The sequence below is a fragment of the Rhizobium sp. CAU 1783 genome (assembly GCF_054551725.1).
The window spans coordinates 165,118-186,053 of sequence record NZ_JBTOLM010000005.1 but is presented as its reverse complement, the minus strand read 5'-3'; the positions used below and the strand labels follow the sequence as shown (position 1 = coordinate 186,053).

Here is a 20,936-nt window from a genome sequence, read left to right as displayed (position 1 = left end):
CACGCCAAGTCAAAAAAGGGGAACGCAGACGATGACGAAAATGAAGTGGGAATTCAAAGGCGCGATGATCGCGCTCACGCTCGCCTGCGCCGGCACCATGCCGGCGTCGGCCCTGTCGGCCGCCGAGGCGGTCTTCGTACTTCCGTCTTCGGAAGCCGGCGCGGCCAATCACGACCCGATCCGCGGCACGCTGATGACGCTTGCCGACGCGCTGATCTACGACCGCCTCGTCGTGCAGGGCGCCGATCAGGGTTACTACCCGCATCTCGCGACCAGCTGGGAAACATCGGCCGACGGCATGACCTGGACCTTCCACCTCAAGGAAGGCGTCAAGTTCCACGATGGCGAGCCCTTCAACGCCAAGACCATCGAGTGGTGGATCCCGAAATTTGCCGGCACCGAGAACGAGTATCTCGTTGCCGCCATCGACAAGGTCGAAGTCGTCGATGACCTGACGGTGCGCTTCGTCATGAAGCACCCTGACGCCAACCTGCTCTACAACCTGTCGAGCGCCTTCATGGGCGTGCCGAGCCCGAAGGCCTATGACGCCGAAGGCACCAATTACGGCGTCACCGTCGCCGTCGGCACCGGCCCCTACAAGCTCGAGAGCTTCACCACCGGCGTCGAATCGGTTCTCGTGCGCAACGAGGACTACACCTGGGGCAGCGCGGTTTCGCAAAACAAGGGTCCGGCCAAGATCGACCGCCTGACGCTGCGCGAGATCGCTGATTCCTCGACCAGCTTCCTGGAGTTGAAGACCGGCGGCGTCGATGCCGTGCTCGACGTTCCGAGCGATATCCTCCCGCAATATGAGACGGTCGAAAACGCCACCGTCCAGAGCATGCCTGGCTTCGGCACCTTCTACATGCCCATCAATACGACGGTCGAACCCTTCACCGACCTCAAAGTGCGCAAGGCGGCGGCTCTCGCCATCAACCAGCAGGAAATCCTCGACAAGCTGTTCGGCGGTCGTGGCCTTGCCGCGCACAACTTCCTGATCGCCTCTCTGCCGGAATCCAAGGTCGACCCGAAGTTCAACATTTCCTACGATCCGGAACAGGCCAAGGCGCTCCTGGAAGAGGCAGGCTGGAAGGCCGGCGCTGACGGCAGCCGTTCGAAGGACGGAAAGCCGCTCACCGTCACCCTCTGGACCCAGAGCGACACCGAGTTCAAGCGCCTGACCGAAGTCATCCAGGCCCAGCTGAAGGCCGTCGGCATCAATGCCGAGATCACGGTGTTCGACACCAGCTCGATCCGTGCCGAATACAAGAAGGGCACCCAGCAGCTCGCGGTCCGCAGCTATGGCTGGAACAATGCCGACATCCTCGACTGGTTCTTCTCCGGCGAACGCCTCGGTTATCCGAACGTCTCCATGTGGAAGGATCCGAAGGCGGAAGAACTGCGCGTCAAGGCGCTGACGGGTTCGAAGACCCCGGAAGAACGCGTGGCCAACTTCATTACCTATCATGAGTATGTGCTGAGCCAGGTGCCCTTCGCACCGATCTACGAGCCCGTGCAAACTCTTGTCTACAACAAGGATCGTCTGAGCGTGCCGGCCAAGATCGATGGCCCGCAATTCTCGGCCCAGAGCGTCCTCGACGTCGAAGTCAAGGAATGACGGTTCGGAGACGGCGGATATGATGGGTTATGCGCTCAGGCGCCTTCTCGCGATGATACCGGTCTTCTTCGTCGTCTCCGGCGTGGTCTTCCTGATCGTCCATCTCGTCCCCGGCGATCCGGTGGACAATCTGATCAGGACAGGTTCCTCACCCGAACAGCGGGCGGCGATCATCGCCCGCTACGGGCTGGACCGTTCACTCCTCGAGCAATACGTCACCTGGCTCGGCAATGTCGCCCAAGGCGACCTCGGGACGGCCATCGTCATGCGCCGTCCCGTGGCCGACCTCATTCTCGCCAATCTCGGTCCGAGCCTCGCGCTCGGCGCCTGGGCCCTCGCCTTTTCCGCCGTCTTCGGCATTCTCGCCGGCGCGCTTGCCGCAAGCTTCCGCGATCGCTTCGTGGACCATGCCCTGATGGGCGTCTCCCTACTTGGCTCGACGGTTCCGACCTTCTGGCTCGGCCTGTTGATGATCATGCTCTTTGCCGTGGAGCTTGGCTGGGTTCCGGTCTCCGGTGCGCGCCACTGGACGTCCCTCATCCTGCCGGTCCTGACCGTCGGCCTCGGCGGCATGGCCCTCGTCGCCCAGGTGACCCGCGTCGCCATGATCGAGACGGCTCGTGAGGATTTCGTCATGCTCCTGCACGCCAAGGGCCTGTCGCGCCTTCGCATCCAGATTGCCCACGTCCTGCGCCATGCGCTGATCCCGGTCGTCACCATCTTGAGCCTGCGCATCGGCCTCATCGTCGGCGGCTCGGTCACGGTCGAATATGTCTTTGCCCGGCCCGGTCTCGGCTCGCTTTTGATCCGTGCGCTCGGTCAGCGCGACTATCCGCTGATCCAGGGCTGTCTTCTTTTTCTCGCCATCGCCGTGATGCTGGGCACCCTGCTCGGCGACCTTCTTCAAGCGGCCATGGACCCGCGGCAGCGCGAGGAGGCGGCAGCATGAGCGGGCGCGTGCACCAGCTTTCCCCGATGCAGCGTCTGGCATCCCTTGCGCCAACCCCGGCGGCAGCCTTTTCCGGCCTTGGCCTCGTCGCGCTCGCCATTGCGGCGATCGGTGCGCCCTGGCTTTCACCTTACGCCTACGACGTGCAGGATCTCTCGATCGCCAACCAGGCGCCGTCGGCCCTGCACTGGTTCGGTACCGACGAGTTCGGTCGCGACATTCTCTCGCGCGTCATCTACGGCGCCCGTACCTCGCTGAGCGTCTCCGTGATCTCGATCACCCTGTCCCTGGTCGGCGGAATCCTGATCGGCGCCGTCTGCGGCTATATCGGCGGCCGCTTCGACCGGCTCGTCATGTCCGCGGTCGACCTGACCTGGTGCTTTCCGGAAATCCTCCTGGCGCTGCTGATCGTCGCAATCCTCGGCCCCGGCTCCGGCAGTACGATCCTGGCGATCGCGATCGCCTATCTGGCGCAGTTCACCCGCCTGACGAGAACCCAGATCATCACGCTGAAGCGGCAGACCTTCGTCGAGGCGAGCCGCAGCATGGGCGCCGGCCCCTTCCACATCATGATGCGGCGGCTTCTCCCGAACGCGATCGCGCCGGTCGTGGTCGTCGCCATGCTGTCGACCGGCAACGCCATCCTACTTGAGGCGACCCTGGGCTTCTTCGGCATGGGCGCGCAGCCGCCGGTGCCGAGCTGGGGCGGAATGATGAGCACGGGATCCGCCCAGCTCTTCAACGCGCCATGGGTCATCCTCTGGCCGGGTGTCTTCGTCGCCGCCTCGGTGATCTTCATCAATCTGTTCGGGCAGGGCGTGCTGAAGTCCCTCGACGTCAAGGCGAGGATGAGAAGCTAATGCCCGCCCTCCTCAAGGTCGAAGACCTCCATATCGGCTTCGGGCCGCTTGAACCGCTGGCCGGCGTCGACATCGCCGTCGATCGCGGCCGCATTCTCGGCCTCGTCGGCGAGTCCGGTTCGGGCAAGTCGATGACGGCGATGAGCGTGATGGGCCTGCTGCCGCTGATGGGCGGTCGGATCAAGTCGGGCCGCATCCTGTTCGACGGGACCGACCTGACCTCCATCGGCGAAAAGGCCTATCGCAACCTCCGCGGCGGCCGGATCGCGCTGATTACCCAGAATCCCATGACCTCGCTCGATCCGGTCGTGAAGGTCGGCCGACAGATCGACCAGGTCGCGGAGATCCACCTCAGGCTCGACCGGCGGGCTGCCAGGGAAAAGACGATTGGCCTGATGGCGCGCATGCGCATCCCTTCACCCGAAATGACCTACGATCTCTTCCCGCATCAGCTGTCGGGCGGCCTGCGTCAGCGCATCGTCATCGCCATGGCGCTGGCCGGCGACCCCGACCTGCTGATCGCCGACGAACCGACCACGGCGCTCGACGTCACGGTCCAGGCGCAGATCATCGCGCTCCTCCACGAGCTCGTGAAGGAAAAGGGCCTCGGCCTTGTTCTCATCACTCATGATATGGGCGTCGTCGCCCAGACCTGCGACGAGGTCGCGGTCATGTATTGCGGCAAGGTCGTCGAATACGGCCAGGTCGACGCGATCTTCGACGCACCCCGTCATCCCTATACTCGCGCGCTGATCGGCTGCATCCCTCAACCCGGCATGGCCCCGGGCAGCTTGGCCGGAATCCCCGGAATGGTGCCGCCGGCAAGCGCCATGCCCGCCGGCTGCCGTTTCAATCCGCGATGCCCGCAGGCGATCGACGTCTGCCGCTCATCGAGCCCGCCGAGCGTGGTCGATGCCGGACGATCGGTCGCCTGTTTCCTTGCCGAAGGAGCGAGCGCATGACGCCACTTCTTTCCATCCGATCGCTGTCCCGCGTCTTCTCGAACGGCGGCGGTCTCTTCCGCAAGAAACGCCAGTTCCGTGCCGTGACCGACGTGTCCTTCGATATAGAGCGCGGCGAAATTCTCGGCGTCGTCGGCGAATCCGGCTGTGGCAAGTCGACGCTCGCCCGCCTCGTCTCGCGCCTGATCGAGCCCACCGGCGGGGAAATCCTCTTCGACGGACAGGACATCCGTCCGTTGAAAGGTCGTGCGCTGAGCCGTCTCCGCCGACGATTCCAGATGGTGTTCCAGGACCCCTACTCCTCGATCGACCCGCGCCAGTCGATCCGCTCCGCCCTACTCGAACCCTTCGACGTGCAAGGCATCCGCATGAACCGGGCGGAACGCGACGCCAAGGTGTCGGAACTCCTCGCGATGGTCTCGCTGCCCGCGCACCTGGCAGACAGTTATCAGCACCAGCTGTCCGGCGGACAGAAACAGCGTGTCGGCATCGCCCGCGCGCTGGCGCTTTCCCCCTCGTTGGTGGTGCTCGACGAACCGACGGCCTCCCTCGACGTGTCGATCCAGGCCCAGGTTATCAACCTGCTGCAGGACCTGCGAGACCGCCTCGACCTGACCTACGTCTTCATCTCGCATGACCTGGCGCTGGTCCAGTATTTCTGCGACCGGATCCTCGTGATGTATCTCGGCCGCATCGTCGAGGTGCTGCCGCGCGGAGCAACGCCGACGCATCCCTACACAATCGCGCTTCTCGACAGCGCCTTCGTGCCAGACCCGCACAATCGCCGGGACATTCCGCGCATCAGCGGAGAGATCCGGAGCGGCTACGACGAACCCCGGGGCTGTGCCTTCGCCAGCCGCTGTCCCCTCGTCGAGGATCGCTGCCACAGCCAATTGCCTCACCTGAAATCCCTGGCCGGGACCCATGCCGTGGCATGCCACGTCAGGGGCGCGGCGCAAATCATACTGGAGACCGAGAATGCCGTTTAAAGTCCTGACTGCCGAGTTCATGCATGAGTCCAACACCTTCAGCATCCGCAAGACCGGCATTCCCGAGTTTGAGCGTGAAACGCTGATGATGGGCGACGAGGCGATCGCCAAACGCAGCCAGTCGAACACCGGGCTCGCCGGCGCGCTCGTCTGCCAGAAGGAGTTCGGCTGGGACATGCGCCATTCGGTAAGCGCCTGGACCGAGCCGTCGGGGCCCGTCACCGTCGAAGCCTATGAGTTCCTGACGGGCAAGATCATCGAAGCCGCCAAGGCCGAGAAGTTCGACGGCATCCTGCTCTGCCTGCACGGTGCGATGGTCGCCGAACACACGGACGACGGCGAAGGCGAACTGCTCGAGCGTCTGCGGGCCGTCGTCGGCCCGGATCTGCCGATTGCAGTCACGCTCGACCTGCACGCCAACGTGACGAAGCGCATGTGCGCGCTTGCCCAGATCCTCGTCTCCTACAAGACCTATCCGCATATCGACCTGCGGGAGACTGCCTACCACGCCGGCAGCCTGCTCGACCGCACGATGAAGGGCGAGATCGCACCAAGGACGCTGCGCATCCAGCTGCCGATGCTCGAAGAGGCGAATGGCGGCCGCACCGACGTCGGCGCCATGGTGGAACGGATCGCCAAGGCACGCGCCTATGAGAAGAGCGAGCCGGGCGCACTGGCCGTCAGCATCAACGGCGCGTTCCCGGAAGCCGACATCCCCGAGGTCGGCCCGACGGTCCTCGTCACTTACGATGGCGACCCGGCCCGCCACCAGGCCTTCGCCGAGACGCTGGCCGATGACATCTGGGAAAAGCGTCACGACGTGATGAACACCTTCCACCCGGTGGAAACGGTCGCCGAGATGGCGCGTACCTATCCCAAGTCCAACGGTCCGTTGATCATTGCCGACTATGCCGACAACCCGGGTGGCGGTTCCTATGGCGACTCCACCAACCTGCTCAAGGCCATGCTGGAGGCGGGCGTTGACGATGCAGCCTTTGGTCCGATGGTGGACCCCGAGGCCGCGGCCGCACTCGCTGCCAAGGGCGAAGGTGCAACTGTCACCATCGCCATCGGCGGCAAGACCGATCCGCGTTTCGGCGGCGAACCGCTGACCGTGACGGGCACGATCCGTCTGGTCAGCAACGGCCACTTCGTCGGTGACGGACCGATGGTCGGCGGGCTGGAGCAGAGCTACGGCACAAGTGCGGTCCTCGTTGTCGATGGCATCGAAGTCCTCGTCACCAGCGTGCCGCTGCAGATGCTCGACCTCCAGCAGTTCCGCGCCTTCGGCATCGATCCGGCCAAAAAGCGTGTTGTCGGACTGAAGTCCATGCAGCATTTCCGCGCCGCCTTCGAGCCGATCGCCAGCAAGGTCGTGGTCTGCGACAGCGGCGCACTCTGCACGCTCGATTATGCCCGACTGCCCTACAAGAAGATCCCGCGGCCGATCTTTCCGCTCGACAGGGACATGGTGCGCTGAAGACCGGCGCCGGAGGAAACGACATGGAAATCTTCGACGTTGCCGTCGTGGGAGGCGGCATCGCCGGTGCATCGTTCGCCTATCGGGTAGCCGGGCGCCGATCGCTCGTGCTGCTTGAGGCGGAAGCGCAGGTCGGCTATCATTCGACCGGCCGTTCGGCCGCGGAATTCTCACGGCAGTTCCAGAATGAGACGACCGGCCTGCTCGCGGACGCATCCTATGACTTCCTGTCGGCCCCTCCGGAGGGTTTCGCCGATGTGCCGCTGCTTGTCCCCCGCGGCAACCTGGTGATTGCCACCGAGGACCGCCTGCCCCAGCTGGACGCGGCCTTTCGCGAAGTGATCGGAACATCGCCGGAAACCCGCCGGGTATCCACGGACGAGGCGATCGCCATGGTTCCCTTCCTGCGCGGCGACTACATGGCCGGGGCCTTCTATGATCCCGCCTGCTGGGACATGGAGGTCGAGAGCATCCTGCAAGGCTATCTGCGTGCCGCCCGCCGCGCCGGCGCGGATATCCGCACGGGCGCGCCCGTTACAGCCGTCAAGCGGGAGAACAACGCCTACCGCCTGGAAACGCCGCAAGGGCCGGTCTTTGCCCGGCGCATCGTCAACACCGCCGGGGCCTGGGCGGACAGGCTCGCCGAACTGTCCGGCCTCGAACCGCTCGGTATCGTGCCGCATCGCCGCACGGCCATCACCGTCGACGTGCCGGACGAGTACGATCTGGGCCCCATGCCCGGCGTCAACGAGGTCGACGAGGATTTCTATTTCAAGCCGGAGGCGGGAAAGCTGATGGTCTCACCGGCCGACGCGACCCCCAGCATTCCCTGCGACGCCCAGCCGGAAGACATCGACGTCGCCTATGCCGCGCATTTTCTCGAGCAGTCCACCACGCTTCCGGTAAGAACCATTTCCCACAAGTGGGCGGGTCTGCGCTCCTTCGCTCCGGACAAGCATCAGGTCGTCGGTTTCGATCCCCGCGATCCCAATTTCTTCTGGCTGGCCGGGCAGGGCGGAAGCGGTATCCTGACATCCCCAGCGCTGTCCGAATGGGCGGCAGGCGTGTTTCTTGACGGCGCGCCTCCGGAGCACCTGACCCGGCTCGGGCTCAACGCCGGAACCTTCCTGCCGGCCCGTCTCGGCGCTTGAAAGCTTCACCCGGAAGCCGGGCAAACGGAAGTGCGGGATGTCGGTCCCGCGCTTCCGTATTTTTTGTCGTCATACCTGTCGCCGGCTGATCGGGCTCAGCTTCTCAGCCCCGGCGCCTCGTGGCCGGTGCGCGCCACATATTCGGTGTAGCCCCCATTGTACTGGAAGGCGCCTTCCGGGGTGAGTTCCAGCACCCGGTTCGAAAGCTCGGCCAGGAAGTGTCGATCGTGGCTGACGAACAGCATCGTCCCCTCGTACTGGGACAGCGCCTTGATCAGCATTTCCTTGGTATCGAGATCGAGGTGGTTGGTCGGCTCGTCGAGGACGAGCAGGTTCGGCGGATCGAACAGCATGATCGCCATCACCAAACGCGCCTTCTCGCCGCCGGACAGGACCCGGCAACGCTTCTCGATGTCGTCACCGGAAAAGCCGAAGCAGCCGGCGAGTGCCCTAAGCGGCGCCTGACCGGCCCGCGGGAAGGTGCTTTCCAGCGTTTCGAAGATGGTCATGTCTCCGTCGAGGATATCCATGGCGTGCTGGGCGAAGTAACCCATCTTCACACTCGCACCGATGTTGACCGTTCCCTGGTCCGGCTTGGACTCGCCGGCGACCAGCTTCAGCAACGTCGACTTGCCAGCGCCGTTGACGCCCATGATGCACCAGCGCTCCTTGCGCCGGACCATGAAATCGAAACCGTCGTAGATCACCCGCTGTCCATACGTCTTGTGGACGTTCTTCAGGTTGATCACGTCTTCACCCGAACGCGGCGCCGGTTGGAATTCGAAGGCCACGACCTGACGCCGCTTCGGCGGTTCGACACGTTCGATCTTGTCGAGCTTCTTCACCCGGCTCTGCACCTGTGCGGCATGGCTGGCCCGGGCCTTGAAGCGTTCGATGAACTTGATTTCCTTGGCCAGCATCGCCTGCTGCCGCTCGAACTGCGCCTGCTGCTGCTTCTCGTTCTGCGCCCGCTGCTGCGCATAGAACTCATAGTCGCCGGAATAACTGTTGAGCGAACCCGCATCGATTTCGATGATCTTGTTGACGATGCGGTTCATGAACTCGCGGTCGTGCGAGGTCATCAGCAGCGCGCCGTCATAACCTTTGAGAAACTGCTCCAGCCAGATCAGGCTCTCGAGATCGAGATGGTTCGAGGGTTCGTCGAGCAGCATCACGTCGGGACGCATGAGGAGGATGCGGGCAAGCGCCACGCGCATCTTCCAGCCACCGGAAAGCTTGCCCACGTCGCCGTCCATCATCTCCTGGCTGAAGCTGAGGCCGGCAAGCACCTCGCGCGCGCGCCCCTCCAGGCCGTAACCGTCCAGCTCCTCGTAGCGCGCCTGAACCTCGCCGTAGCGCTCGATGATCTGGTCCATTTCGTCGAGACGGTCGGGATCGACCATGGCGGCCTCAAGGTCGCGAAGCTCGGCAGCGACGACGCTGACAGGCCCGGCCCCATCCATCACCTCGGCGACAGCGCTTCGACCGGACATCTCGCCGACATCCTGGTTGAAGTAGCCGATGGTGACGCCGCGCTCGACCGAGACCTGCCCCTCGTCGGGAAGCTCCTGCCCCGTGACCATGCGGAAGATGGTCGTTTTTCCCGCACCGTTCGGCCCGACGAGGCCGATCTTCTCGCCCTTGTTGAGGGCGGCGGACGCTTCGAGGAAGAGGATGCGGTGGCTGAGCTGCTTGCTGATGTTTTCGATGCGTATCATGACCGGACAGGAAACTGGAGAACGGGGACTGCGGATTTGCGGCGCCCTTATGTCATGCCTCGCGCGGCATGTCGAAACCTATCGCACCACTTTGACGGCCGGGTAACACGGGTTTCCTTGCCGAGCGACGGATCAGATCGCGATCATGCATCGATGCCGTTTTGCCCGCCATGCTGCGTTAATGCAGCGGACGCGTCGAAGCAGAATTAACGTTTCGCTCAAACAACTGACAAAGAAGAGAAATTCGACGCGCCACAGGCTGGCATGCGTCTTGCGTTGCAGCATCGCGTCCCGGGAGTGATCCCGAGGACCCAAAAGAACCGTCGGCAGAAACGGTCGAAAAATGCACGTTAAGAATAATCCAGAAAGGGAACCGAAATGAAAAAGCATATTGGCCCGGGCCGTCGTCTGCTTGCCCTCGTCTCCGCGTTGGCAATTGCCGCCCCTTCCGTCGCAGCTTCGGCTGAACTCAATATTCTGACCTGGGAAGGCTATGCCGACCCGTCTTTCATCTCCAAGTTCGAGGAATCGTCCGGTTGCAAGACGACTTCGACCTATGTCGGCTCGAATGACGACTTTGCCCCCAAGCTTGCAGCAGGCGGCGGCGTCTATGACATCATCGTCCCTTCGATCGACACGATCGGCCTGATGCGCCAAGCCGGATTCGTGGAGCCGATCGACACCGCCAAGATCGAAGGCTGGTCCGACGTCTATCCGGAATTCTCCGGCGCGAACGACGTTTCGGCCGAGGGCTCGGTCTGGTCCGTTCCGCTCGTCTGGGGCTCGATTTCGCTGATGTATCGCGCCGACAAGATCGACCCGAAGCCGGATTCGATCGGTGTACTTTTCGACGAGAAGTACAAGGGCAAGATCGCCATGTGGGACGACAAGTCGTCGCTCTACTGGACCGCTCGCCTGCTCGGCTACGAGAACATCTACGACCTGACCGACGAACAGCTCGAGGCGGTCAAGCAGAAGCTGATCGCGCAGAAGCCGCTGATCCGCAAATACTGGGCGACCGCTGGCGAACTCACCGAACTCTACGCCAACCAGGAAGTCTGGGTCTCCAACACCTGGACCGGGCTGCAGAGCAAGGACGTAAACGCCCTCAAGAAGGGCTTCGAGGTCGTCGAGTTCACGCCGAAGGAAAAGGCCGAGGGCTGGATGGACTCCATGCAGCTCGTCAAGGGCAGCGCCAACAGCGAATGCGCCTATAAGTTCTTCTCCTTCATGCTGTCGGCCGAGGGCCAGTGCGGCATCGTCGGCTCGACGGGCTACTTCCCGGTCAACCCGAAATCCGTCTCAGGATGCCTGACGGGCGCCGACGCGGAAGCCAAGAAGGTCAACAACATCGAGTTCGTGAAGAGCCTCGTGATGTGGCAGATGCCGGCACGCCTCGACAAGTATCTCGAGGTCTGGAACGCCGTGAAGGCGGCTCCCTGAGCACCGATCAGGACGACCCCGATCACCGCCGGTCATTCCGGCGGTGATCTCCGCTGTTCATATTCGACCCGCTCAAGGACCTGCCTATGGCATTGCAACCCATCGTGACCCTGGAAAACGTCGTGAAGGCCTACGGGAACTTCACCGCGCTCCACAATATCAATCTCGAAATCGGCACCGGTGAATTCGTTACCCTTCTCGGCCCGTCCGGCTGCGGCAAAACGACGACGCTTCGCCTCATCGGAGGCTTCGAAACCGCGGACCAGGGCCGCATCACATTGGCAGGTTCGGACGTGACGCAAGAGCCGCCCTATCGCCGCGACATCAATACGGTGTTCCAGGACTATGCCTTGTTCCCCCACATGACCGTGGCCGAAAACGTCGCTTACGGGCTGACGGTCCGGGCCAACCGCAAGCCGAAGGAGGAGCGCGTCAGGCGCACCGCCGATGCGCTTGCGCTGGTCGGTCTCGCCGACAAGGCCGATCGCATGCCCCAGCAACTTTCCGGCGGCCAGCGCCAGCGTGTGGCAATGGCTCGTGCGCTGGTGCGCCAACCGAAAGTGCTGCTGCTCGACGAACCGCTCTCGGCGCTCGACGTCAAGCTGCGCGAAGCCATGCAGGTCGAGCTGAAGCATCTCCACCAGAAACTCGGCATCACCTTCCTGATGGTCACCCACGACCAGGAGGAAGCGCTGGTGCTGTCGGATCGCATCGCGGTGATGCAGGGCGGCCGCATCGCCCAGATCGGCTCGCCGTCGGAGCTGTACGATCGCCCCGCAACCCCCTATGTCGCCGATTTCATCGGCGCCGCCAATCTGCTTGCCTGCACCTTCGTCGGTCGTGAAAGCGGACACGCCAAGGTCCGGTTGCCGGATGGCAGCGTGATATCCGGGATCGAGGTCCAACCGCAGGCCGCACTCAAGGATGGTGACCGCGCATTGATCGCGATCCGCCCCGAGCGCATGCAGGCCGGGCCTGCACCGGATGGAAGCTCGACATTGGCCGCGACCGTCGTCAACCAGCTCTTCCACGGTGGCCGTTTCCAGATCGAGCTCAAGCTCGACGGCGTCGAGGCACCGATCTTCGTCGACATCCCCCGCAGCACCGTTGCAGCCGACGGCAGCGTTCCCCAGCCCGGAAACCGCATCGCCTTCCACGTCGCCCCGCTCGATGTGCTGGTCTACCGGGCGGAGGACGCCGCATGAGGGCCCGCACCCGTAACAAGGCGAGCTTCTGGCTGCTCTTTTCCGTGCCGCTTCTCTGGACCCTGGTCTTCCTCATCCTTCCCTATGCCTCGATGGCAATGATGAGTTTCTGGGAGCGGAAATTTCCGCTGTTCGTCCCCGCCTTCCAGCTCGGAAACTACCTCCAGCTGTTCTATGACCCGCAATACTCGACGGTCATCCTCAGAACCCTGAAGATCGCGGCACTCGTCACCCTCTACTCCGTCGCGCTCGGTTACCCCCTCGCCTATTTCCTCGTCTTCACCATTCGCTCCGAGAAACTGCGCACCCTTCTCTACATGTGCGTGGTGGTGCCGCTCTGGGTCTCCTACCTGCTGCGCGCCTACACCTGGAAGATTATCCTTGGCACGGATGGCGCACTGAACTCAGCCCTCCTCTGGCTGGGCCTGATCGACCAGCCGCTGGACATCTTTCTCTATAACCAGGCCGCCATGGTCATCACGCTGACCTATATCTTCATCCCCTTCATGGTGATGCCGATCTTCACCGCGTTGGAGCGCATCCCCTCGAACCTGATCGAGGCGTCGCAGGATCTCGGAGCCGGCCCTTTCGAGACCTTCGTGCGGGTCATCATGCCGCTGTCTACGGCAGGCGTCGTGGCCGGCGCCACGATGACCTTCTGCCTGTCCTTCGGCGACTTCGTGGCCCCCGTTCTGGTCGGTGGCCCGAGCGGCACCATGGTCGCGACCGTTCTGCAAAGCCAGTTCGGCGCAGCCCTCAACTGGCCGCTCGGCTCGGCGCTCGCCGTAGTCCTGTTCACTCTGGTCCTGGTCGTGCTGCAGATTTCCAGCAGGCTCGATCGGGCCGGCCGCGTTTCGATGGGTTGAAGGAGATTGCCATGCACAAACTCATCTGGTGGCAGAAAAGCCTGGTCGGCGTCGCGATCGGAACCCTTCTGTTTCTCTACGTCCCCGTCGCAATCCTGATCCTGTTCTCCTTCAACGACAGCCCGGTAACCTCCTTCCCGCTCTCGGGTTTCACCTGGGGCTGGTACGAGAAGGTCTTCTCCAACCAAGCCCTTCTGCAGGCGCTGGTGAACAGCCTTCTCGTCGCAGTTTCGGCAACCGCGCTGACCATCGTCATCGGGGTACCGGCGGCATTGGCCCTGGACCGCTATCCCTTCATCGGCAAACAGCTGTTCAAGAACACGATCCTCTTGCCGCTTTCCCTCCCCGGGATCGTGACGGGCATCGCCATGCTGAACTTCTACAAGCAGATCGGCCTTCCCCAGAGCCTCGGCGCGGTCGTGATCGGCCACGCCACGGCGCTGGTCGGCATCGTGGTCGGGCAGGTTCTGGCACGGTTGGAAAAGGTGAACCGCAATCTCGCGGAGGCGAGCTCCGATCTCGGGGCGACGGGTCTCGAGACCTTCCTCTATGTGACGCTGCCGAACATCCGTTCGGCCATCATAGGCTCAGCCCTGCTCTGCTTCACGCTGTCCTTCGATGAAATCCCGGTCACTTACTTCCTGACCGGCCGCGATGTGACCTTGCCGATGTACATCTACTCCACGCTACGACGCGGCATCACCCCCGAGATCAACGCGATCGGCGCCCTGATCGTCGTCGCTTCGCTCGCATTGATCCTGAGTTCGGTAAGTCTGTTGCGACAGAAGCAATAATGAGGACGGGTCCCGGCGTTCGCGTCGGGACCTCATTCCGCCGTGCGGTTGGTCTTCCGGACGATGGTGGCGATGTCGACGCCTAGCTCCTTGGCGGCGGCCCGCTTGGATCCGAGGCGGTCGAGGGCCTCGTTGATGATCCGTTCTTCGAAGGCGCGTGCCATTTCCTTCAGTGTCCGGCCACCGGGTTCGATCTCCGGCGCAGTCCCCTCGTCGCTGATCTGCGGGCGGACAGGCGCCTGAGGCGGCTCGATCGCCGTTCCCTGCTGCCGGGAGAAGGACGGCGGCAGATGCTCCGGCCCCGCGAGATCGCCCGCGACAATGTCTAGATAATCGACCACGCTCTTCATCTCGCGCAGGTTTCCCGGAAAGGAATGGCGCATCAGGATCGCTCGGCACGCGGCCGTGAGCTTCAGCGATGACCCACGCTCCTGGCTTGCCCGTTCCAGCATCATGTCGAGGATGTCGGCCTTGTCGGAGCGATTGCGCAGCAGCGGGATTTCGACTGGGAAGGTCGACAGGCGATAGAGCAGGTCCTTGCGGAACCCTCCCTGCCGCGTCATCTCGGTGAGGTCGCGATTGGTTGCGGTGATCACCCGGGTGTCGATCTTCTTCGAAACAGACGAACCAACCGGCTGGATGGTCCCGTCCTCCAGGAATTTCAGGAGTTTCGGCTGAGACGAAAGCGGGATTTCGCCGATTTCGTCGAGAAACAGCGTGCCGCCGGCCGCACTTTCGATATAGCCGCGCTTGCCGGCCTGCAGCGCGCCGGTGAAGGCGCCCCGCTCGTAACCGAACATTTCGGACTCGAACAGTGTCTCGGGAATGGAGCCACAATTGACATGTACGAAGGGACGACCCCGATCACCGCCCGTCAGGTGGATGTGGCGGGCGATCGCCGTCTTGCCGACGCCGGATTCGCCGAGCAGGAGAACGCGGAAATTGCGCGCATAGGCCCGCACCGCCTGCTCGACCTGGGTTCTCAATCCATCGGGGAAGACAAGTCTCGCGCTTTCCTTCTGGTCACCCGCCGAAATCGACCGCCCGGCAACCCCCCGCTTGGCGCGGTCCTGGTTTTCCGGGTCGCGGAGAAAGTAGACGGTGAACCCGCTGGCGGACCCCGCAACCACGAGCACGCGGCGGCTCGCCTGATAAACCTTGCCGGAGATTTTCGCCCGCACCAGACCTTGGGTGTGCCCACGCTGGGCGGAGGCGAGAAAATCGTCCATGTCGAAATCGGAAAACCGCAGGAAGGTCGACAGCGCCTGGCTCTCGAAGGGCGATGACAGCCGCGCCGCGCGTTCCGCAGCGGTATTCAGGAAGACCACGACCTCATCGGGGTCGACGATCATCAGGCCGTCCGGAAGCAGATTGGCGAAGGCCCGAAACTGCGGCGACTGAAAGTTCTGCTCCCAGGCCTCGCGACTGAGCGCCTCCGCCCCCCGGACGCCTAGATAGAACTGCGGTATGTCGCCCGGTGTCATCATCTCTTACGGCCGCTTTGGCTGGCGGGATGCGCGTTTCGGCGCATGTGGCTCCCGCTCACGAACAGTTATAATCGTCCAGGTCTCGCCGTCCATGCCGCTGATCTTGCGTATATGGACATCGAGCAGGACCGAAGGTCCCGGTCCGCCGGGATTGGTGAAGAGCGACCAGCCGGAAGCGCGCCGCCGGGTGCGCACGAATGCGAGAAGCTGCGTCTCGACGGTTCGGCTGCCGGAAAAGGCTGCGGCATAGGCCTTGTTGCGGTTGAGCACCCTGCCCTCGGCATCGAGCACGATGACCGGATCGGGCATGCCGTCGAGGGCACGGATGGCAAGCTTCAGAGAATTTGCCTTCTCGTCGTCGGCATTGCGCTGCTCGGTGACATCGCGGCAATTGCCCCACAGCCGCAGGAGGAAGCCGTCAACGATATCGGCCCGCACGTCGTTGAGGATATATTGCAGCGTGCCGTCATGGCGTCTGTCGACGCTGAGCGCATCGTCGATCGCGTAGTTGGAGTTTATGATCTCCTCGACGAACTTCTCGTTCGCGGCACTCCGCGGCCAGTAGAGACGGACATCCTGTTCGTTGAAGTCGACCGATTCCGGCAACTGGTAGATCCGCGACATGGCCGGGTTGCACATCCGCCAGACGGACTGGTTTTCGAACACCTGCCGGATCACTTCGCTCTTCGGCAAGGTCGTATCGACCGGCTCGAGGAAGACGATCCCCCAATGCGCCTCGTTCGAAGTCGCGAGCATGGCTTGCAGGGTACGGAAATCATCTTCCATCTGCCGATAACGCATCCCGACAGGACCATAGTCCATCTTGGCAAGCCGCAGACAGACCTCACCGTTGAAACGCACGAAGCGCGCGCGCGCCAGTGTCCGAATCGGCCGTCCGCCGCGCGCAAGCAAGGTGAGTTCCATCGTCGCGCCATGTTCGGAACGTGTCCGGTTGCGCAGCATCTGCTGGATCTGCGCAAAGCAATCCGGCGCATAGAAGGCCGCGGCGTCATAGCCGACAATCTCGTGGTCATAGGTGCCGAGCAGTTCGGCCTGCGCCTCGTTGAACCACAGCACACGCCCATCCCGGGAAATCACGTCGATCAAGAGATCGTCTTCAGGCGACAGGCCGCTTTCAGCGGCTGCCTGATCCGGCAGATCTCCCTCCATCATCGCCATTCCATGCGACCTTTCTTACTCAGGCGTCGGATGCCTCGGCATCCTGCCGCTGTGTCCATACTCTCCGGCATTCCGGCGTGAACCGGAACCCGCCCCGTCTCAAAGCAGGCCCGTTCCCACAATGAAATTTCCGATCATCCGTTCGCAGCCGGGGATGAAGCTGTATCGTGAAGCCTGCGCCGGATCGATTTCCGCCCAACAGGTCGCCATCCGGTCACAGGTGGTTTCCGGATGGAATTGCACCGAAACCCAGTTGCCACCATGATCCAGCGCCGCCGCGGGAAGCGTCGGACGGGTCGCGAGCACGACCGTTCCCTCCGGCACCTCGACGACCCGGTCGAAATTCCCGAAAAAGAAGGGGGACGTCTCGTCGAAGCCGTCGAGCAGGTAGTGGCCGCGCCCTTGGTCCGTGAAGCTGAGCGGCAGGCTCCCGACCTCCGGTCCGCTCGGGTTCTTCTCCACCCGGCCGCCGAGAACGGTCGTCATCAATTGGTGGCCACCGCAAATGCCCATCAGCGGCTTGCCGGTTTCCCGCCAGCGGGTCAGCCAGCCTGCAATCTCCGCCTGCCAGCAATAATTGTCAGAAACGGATGCGAAGCTGCCCCCGAGGATCACGCCGTCGACGGCATCCAGATCCGCCGGCAGCGGCTCGCCCTCATGCGCCTTGATGCCGATGTAATCGAGCCCGTTCAGCGCGCCGATATGATCGAGCAAGGCCTCGACCGCGATGGTCTCGTCGTCACCGCCGTGAATCCGACGCCAGGTGGACTTGTTGTAGCTCCCAGGTTCGGCAAGCTGCGAAATGAAGGCTAGCGTTTTTCTCGACATGGTGTTCCGTCTGCTGAATGACCCGCGCATGACCGACCCGCAAGACAGGCCGGCTCTTTAGTTGATTTCAGCAAGATCCATGCCACGAAAATAACCGAGCATTTTCAATCGGTTTCGAATCGGCAAGCGGGAATTGATGCGCACCTGCATAGGTCGCCGTCATTTTTGCAGCGGCCGCTCGCACCTTGCGAGACCCAGGCGCATCGGCCTGCGGACGCTCCAACGGAACGGCCGATCAACGCCCCATACGACAACGATTTGCGCACCCCAAGGACCGCTTCACCACACCTCGTCGCCGATGCTGCGCGATTGCAGAAAAGTCTCCCGCAAAAACGCAGCGCAGTTGTCCACATCAGCGGGCTACGCCAACACTTGAATTTTTTCATAAGCAAAATCAACACATTGAAAATGCCGTTGTGGCTGGCACGGCTTTTGCTGCGGACAGGGAAAACGCAAAAAATGCGAGGGAACCATGATCGCAGATGAATTGATCGATATCGGCAGCTTACCTTTCCTCGACATGAGCGACCCGAATTTCTCGATTCGGTCGCAACAGGTCGATGATGCGCGTGAAGCGAACTGGTGCGCGCAGACCAACTACGGTCTGGCCGTTCTGCGCTATGACGAAGTGCACAAGCTCATGCGCGATGCGCGCCTCAGGCAGGGGAGCTATGCCTGGCCCAAGCTGAACGGCGTGTCCGGTCATTTCGCCGGCTGGTGGGAGCGCATGCTGTTGAGCCAGGAGGGACCGAACCACGCCCGGCTGCGCCGCCTCGCCAATCCGGCCTTCTCGCCGAAACTGGTCATCAGCCTGCGCCCGGAGTTCGCCAAACTTGCCAACGAACTCATCGACAACTTCATCGAGAAGGGCAGTTGCGAGTTCATGGCGGATTTCGCCGAGCCCTATGCGACGCGGGTCATTTGCATGCTTCTCGGCCTGCCCCATGAAAAATGGCGCGAACTCGCGGATCTTGCCGCCGACATGGGCCTGGCGCTCGGCGTGACCTTCAAGCAGGACCTCGAAACGGTCGACGCGGCAACGGTGAAGCTCTTCGACTACGTCATGACCCTGGTCGACGAACTGCGTCAGCAGGAACTCGGCGAGGACTTCCTGTCGATGCTGGTGAAGACCAACATGCAGAGCGACGAAGCGCTGTCGGAACGCGAACTCTATGACCTGATCATGCTCGCCATCTTCGGCGGCATCGACACCACGCGCAACCAGATCGGCCTTGCGATGGACGTGTTCATGCGCAATCCCGGTCAATGGGCGCTGCTTGGCGACAATCCGGAGCTCGGCAAGTCCGCAGTCGAGGAAGTCATGCGCATCCGGCCGACCATCACCTGGGTGACGCGCGAGGCCGTGGAGGACTTCGTCTACCAGGGGCTCGAGATCAAGCGCGGCACCACGATCCATCTGTTCGGCCAGTCGGCAGCGTCCGATCCGCGCGCCTATGCCGACCCTTCCTTCGACATCACCGCCGAGCGAAAACCGCATTTCGGTTTCGGTGGTGGGGCGCATTTCTGCCTCGGCCACTTCATTGCCCGCGGCGACATGACGGAAGCGCTGGCGATCCTCGCCCACCGGGTCCGCAATCCCCGCATCGAAGGTGAGGCCCACTTCCTGCCCGACAGCGGCAACACCGGCCCCATCGTCCTGCCGATTGCGTTCGACCGGGGCGAGCGCAAGGCGTTCATCCCGCCGAGCGCCGAGGAGGCAGTAAGGCCGGCCGCAGCGCCCGGCGCCGAGACCGATCAGGCCCTGTCGCTCACTATTCTCTACGGCACCCAGACTGGCAATGCCGAGCAGATGGCAAGCGACATTGCCGGGATCGCCCGTGGCCGGGGATTTCAGCCGCGTGTGGCGCCCCTCGACAGCATCGAAATGGACGAGCTGGCTGGACTGAAGCGCCTGCTGATCGTGACATCAACCTATGGCCAGGGTGAAATGCCGGACACCGCGCGCGGTTTCTGGGATGCGCTCTGCGGCGATGATGTGCCCGACCTTGGCAGCCTCTCCTATTCGCTGATGGCCATGGGGGATTCCGGCTACGAGACCTTCTGCGCGGCAGGTCGTGACATCGACGAACGGCTGCAGGCCCTCGGCGCACGGTCGATCGAGCCGCGGGTGGAGTGCGATACCAACTATGCGGCAACCGCCTTTGCCTGGGTGGATCGTGCGCTTGCCGCGGCAGGCGGCGTGGAGGGCGAAGATGCCGAGATAGCTCTTGGCGGCATGCCATCGGAGTCCGCGGTGCGTTCCAGGTGGAGCCGGCGCAACCCTTATGCCTCCCGCATGGCGGTCAATCGCCGCCTGTCGCGCGAAGGATCGGCCAAGGACACTCGCCACATCGAGTTCGACCTCGGCGACAGCGGCCTTACTTATGAAGCCGGCGACTGCATCGGCGTCATTCCGCAGAACGACAAGGCACTGGTCGACAGCCTGATGGGTCATTTCGGCGCTTGCGCCCATGTACCTGTGGCAGGATATGACAAGCCGCTCGGTACGCTTCTGACGGAAAGCTTCGAGATCAGCACGCCCTCCCGCGAGCTGTTGGCCGAAGTGGCCCGGCTCTCGGGCGATGCCGAACTCAACCACGTTCTGGGGAACGGTGACCGCCAAGCGCTCGATGTCTGGCTGTGGGGACGCGACATTCTCGACCTGCTCGGCATGATGCCGAAGGGCGCGATGGGACTTTCCGATTTCGTCGGTCTGCTGAAGCCGCTTCAGCATCGCGCCTACTCGATCGCCTCGAGCCCGAAGGAGCATCCGGGATCGATCCATCTGACGGTTGCGACCATCCGCTACCAGAGCCATGGACGGGCCCGTCAGGGTGTGGCCTCCACCTTCCTCGCCGACCGCGTCGGCGCGGGCAAGATGGCACCGATCTTCCTGTCGCCCAACCGCGCCTTCCGGGTGCCAGAGGACGATGACGCCCCGATGATCATGATCGGTCCTGGTACCGGCGTCGCCCCCTTCCGCGCCTTCCTGCAGGAACGGCGTGCGCGCGGCGCCAAGGGACGCAACTGGCTGTTCTTCGGCGACCAGCATCGCAGCCAGGACTTCCTCTATGAGGAGGACTTTGCGGCGATGCAGGCCTCAGGGCTCTTGACGCGCCTCGACCTCGCGTTTTCCCGCGATCAGGCGGAGAAGATCTACGTGCAGCACCGAATGCGGGAAAACGCCAAGGAGCTGTTCGCCTGGCTGGAGGCCGGCGCCCATCTCTACGTCTGCGGCGATGCCACGCATATGGCGGCCGACGTCGAGCAGGCCCTTGTCGAGATCGTCGCTGCCGAAGGCGGTCTGTCGGCCGATGGGGCCGAGGCCTATGTCGACCGGCTGCGCAAGGACAAGCGCTACGCCCGAGACGTCTACTGATCCAGCGACACCCTTCATCCACCCTATC

At 63.1% G+C, this 20,936-nt stretch carries 16 protein-coding genes; 12 read left to right on the top strand and 4 right to left on the bottom strand.

Features of this window, described 5'->3' with window-relative positions:
- Positions 1–31 precede the first annotated feature (31 nt).
- Genes ACX93L_RS19635 through ACX93L_RS19605 form a run of 7 tightly spaced genes read left to right on the top strand, consistent with a single transcriptional unit; the run spans position 32 to position 8,009 of the window.
- Positions 32–1,618 carry an ABC transporter substrate-binding protein gene (locus ACX93L_RS19635; RefSeq protein WP_459406399.1) on the top strand — a complete coding sequence of 529 codons (1,587 nt, stop codon included), beginning with the start codon at positions 32–34 and terminating at the stop codon, positions 1,616–1,618.
- 19 nt (positions 1,619–1,637) lie between these two features.
- Complete coding sequence (locus ACX93L_RS19630; protein WP_459406398.1) at positions 1,638–2,567, top strand: ABC transporter permease; 930 nt, start codon at positions 1,638–1,640, stop codon at positions 2,565–2,567.
- Positions 2,564–3,427, top strand: a complete 864-nt coding sequence (locus ACX93L_RS19625; RefSeq protein WP_459406397.1) for an ABC transporter permease — start codon at positions 2,564–2,566, stop codon at positions 3,425–3,427. Before ACX93L_RS19630 ends, ACX93L_RS19625 begins: the two co-directional genes overlap by 4 nt.
- The gene (locus tag ACX93L_RS19620; protein WP_459406396.1) at positions 3,427–4,389 is read left to right on the top strand and encodes an ABC transporter ATP-binding protein; all 963 of its coding nucleotides are present in this window, start codon (positions 3,427–3,429) and stop codon (positions 4,387–4,389) included. Before ACX93L_RS19625 ends, ACX93L_RS19620 begins: the two co-directional genes overlap by 1 nt.
- The gene (locus tag ACX93L_RS19615) at positions 4,386–5,378 is read left to right on the top strand and encodes an ABC transporter ATP-binding protein (RefSeq protein WP_459406395.1); all 993 of its coding nucleotides are present in this window, start codon (positions 4,386–4,388) and stop codon (positions 5,376–5,378) included. The genes ACX93L_RS19620 and ACX93L_RS19615 overlap by 4 nt, the downstream gene beginning before the upstream one ends.
- Positions 5,368–6,858 carry a M81 family metallopeptidase gene (locus ACX93L_RS19610; RefSeq protein ID WP_459406394.1) on the top strand — a complete coding sequence of 497 codons (1,491 nt, stop codon included), beginning with the start codon at positions 5,368–5,370 and terminating at the stop codon, positions 6,856–6,858. Before ACX93L_RS19615 ends, ACX93L_RS19610 begins: the two co-directional genes overlap by 11 nt.
- 23 nt (positions 6,859–6,881) lie before the next feature.
- The gene (locus ACX93L_RS19605) at positions 6,882–8,009 is read left to right on the top strand and encodes an NAD(P)/FAD-dependent oxidoreductase (protein ID WP_459406393.1); all 1,128 of its coding nucleotides are present in this window, start codon (positions 6,882–6,884) and stop codon (positions 8,007–8,009) included.
- A gap of 95 nt (positions 8,010–8,104) precedes the next feature.
- Here ACX93L_RS19605 and ACX93L_RS19600 read toward each other — a convergent pair whose 3' ends face one another.
- Positions 8,105–9,727: an ABC-F family ATP-binding cassette domain-containing protein gene (locus ACX93L_RS19600; RefSeq protein WP_459406392.1), complete on the bottom strand. Its 1,623-nt coding sequence runs from the start codon at positions 9,725–9,727 to the stop codon at positions 8,105–8,107.
- 378 nt (positions 9,728–10,105) lie between these two features.
- Between ACX93L_RS19600 and ACX93L_RS19595 the strand changes: the two genes are divergently transcribed.
- The 4 genes from ACX93L_RS19595 (at position 10,106) to ACX93L_RS19580 (ending at position 14,035) form a co-directional block, all read left to right on the top strand.
- Complete coding sequence (locus ACX93L_RS19595; protein WP_169594328.1) at positions 10,106–11,170, top strand: ABC transporter substrate-binding protein; 1,065 nt, start codon at positions 10,106–10,108, stop codon at positions 11,168–11,170.
- A gap of 86 nt (positions 11,171–11,256) precedes the next feature.
- Positions 11,257–12,375 carry an ABC transporter ATP-binding protein gene (locus ACX93L_RS19590; protein ID WP_459406391.1) on the top strand — a complete coding sequence of 373 codons (1,119 nt, stop codon included), beginning with the start codon at positions 11,257–11,259 and terminating at the stop codon, positions 12,373–12,375.
- Positions 12,372–13,241, top strand: coding sequence for an ABC transporter permease (locus ACX93L_RS19585; RefSeq protein ID WP_459406390.1), 870 nt, complete (start codon positions 12,372–12,374; stop codon positions 13,239–13,241). Before ACX93L_RS19590 ends, ACX93L_RS19585 begins: the two co-directional genes overlap by 4 nt.
- An 11-nt stretch (positions 13,242–13,252) precedes the next feature.
- Entirely contained in the window at positions 13,253–14,035 is a 783-nt protein-coding gene (locus ACX93L_RS19580) for an ABC transporter permease (protein WP_459406389.1), read from the top strand.
- A gap of 32 nt (positions 14,036–14,067) precedes the next feature.
- Here the strand turns inward: ACX93L_RS19580 and ACX93L_RS19575 are convergent, their stop codons facing one another.
- The 3 genes from ACX93L_RS19575 to ACX93L_RS19565 form a co-directional block, all read right to left on the bottom strand.
- Positions 14,068–15,522 (bottom strand): sigma-54 interaction domain-containing protein, encoded by a 1,455-nt coding sequence (locus ACX93L_RS19575; RefSeq protein ID WP_459406388.1) that lies wholly within the window; start codon positions 15,520–15,522, stop codon positions 14,068–14,070.
- A gap of 3 nt (positions 15,523–15,525) precedes the next feature.
- Positions 15,526–16,695 carry a PAS domain-containing protein gene (locus ACX93L_RS19570; protein ID WP_459406387.1) on the bottom strand — a complete coding sequence of 390 codons (1,170 nt, stop codon included), beginning with the start codon at positions 16,693–16,695 and terminating at the stop codon, positions 15,526–15,528.
- Positions 16,696–16,800: 105 nt separating this feature from the next.
- A complete protein-coding gene (locus ACX93L_RS19565; protein WP_459406386.1) occupies positions 16,801–17,529 on the bottom strand; it encodes a type 1 glutamine amidotransferase in 729 nt (242 codons plus the stop codon).
- A 472-nt stretch (positions 17,530–18,001) separates the two neighbouring features.
- Between ACX93L_RS19565 and ACX93L_RS19560 the strand changes: the two genes are divergently transcribed.
- Positions 18,002–20,908: a sulfite reductase subunit alpha gene (locus ACX93L_RS19560; RefSeq protein WP_459406385.1), complete on the top strand. Its 2,907-nt coding sequence runs from the start codon at positions 18,002–18,004 to the stop codon at positions 20,906–20,908.
- Positions 20,909–20,936: the final 28 nt, after the last annotated feature.

Coding starts and splice junctions, on each gene's coding strand:
- ACX93L_RS19590 (WP_459406391.1), top strand. CDS start 11,257: ATGGCATTGCAACCCATCGTGACCCTGGAAAACGTCGTGAAGGCCTAC.
- ACX93L_RS19630 (WP_459406398.1), top strand. CDS start 1,638: ATGATGGGTTATGCGCTCAGGCGCCTTCTCGCGATGATACCGGTCTTC.
- ACX93L_RS19575 (WP_459406388.1), bottom strand. CDS start 15,522: ATGATGACACCGGGCGACATACCGCAGTTCTATCTAGGCGTCCGGGGG.
- ACX93L_RS19570 (WP_459406387.1), bottom strand. CDS start 16,695: ATGATGGAGGGAGATCTGCCGGATCAGGCAGCCGCTGAAAGCGGCCTG.
- ACX93L_RS19560 (WP_459406385.1), top strand. CDS start 18,002: ATGATCGCAGATGAATTGATCGATATCGGCAGCTTACCTTTCCTCGAC.
- ACX93L_RS19620 (WP_459406396.1), top strand. CDS start 3,427: ATGCCCGCCCTCCTCAAGGTCGAAGACCTCCATATCGGCTTCGGGCCG.
- ACX93L_RS19625 (WP_459406397.1), top strand. CDS start 2,564: ATGAGCGGGCGCGTGCACCAGCTTTCCCCGATGCAGCGTCTGGCATCC.
- ACX93L_RS19635 (WP_459406399.1), top strand. CDS start 32: ATGACGAAAATGAAGTGGGAATTCAAAGGCGCGATGATCGCGCTCACG.
- ACX93L_RS19610 (WP_459406394.1), top strand. CDS start 5,368: ATGCCGTTTAAAGTCCTGACTGCCGAGTTCATGCATGAGTCCAACACC.
- ACX93L_RS19600 (WP_459406392.1), bottom strand. CDS start 9,727: ATGATACGCATCGAAAACATCAGCAAGCAGCTCAGCCACCGCATCCTC.
- ACX93L_RS19580 (WP_459406389.1), top strand. CDS start 13,253: ATGCACAAACTCATCTGGTGGCAGAAAAGCCTGGTCGGCGTCGCGATC.
- ACX93L_RS19615 (WP_459406395.1), top strand. CDS start 4,386: ATGACGCCACTTCTTTCCATCCGATCGCTGTCCCGCGTCTTCTCGAAC.
- ACX93L_RS19585 (WP_459406390.1), top strand. CDS start 12,372: ATGAGGGCCCGCACCCGTAACAAGGCGAGCTTCTGGCTGCTCTTTTCC.
- ACX93L_RS19595 (WP_169594328.1), top strand. CDS start 10,106: ATGAAAAAGCATATTGGCCCGGGCCGTCGTCTGCTTGCCCTCGTCTCC.
- ACX93L_RS19565 (WP_459406386.1), bottom strand. CDS start 17,529: ATGTCGAGAAAAACGCTAGCCTTCATTTCGCAGCTTGCCGAACCTGGG.
- ACX93L_RS19605 (WP_459406393.1), top strand. CDS start 6,882: ATGGAAATCTTCGACGTTGCCGTCGTGGGAGGCGGCATCGCCGGTGCA.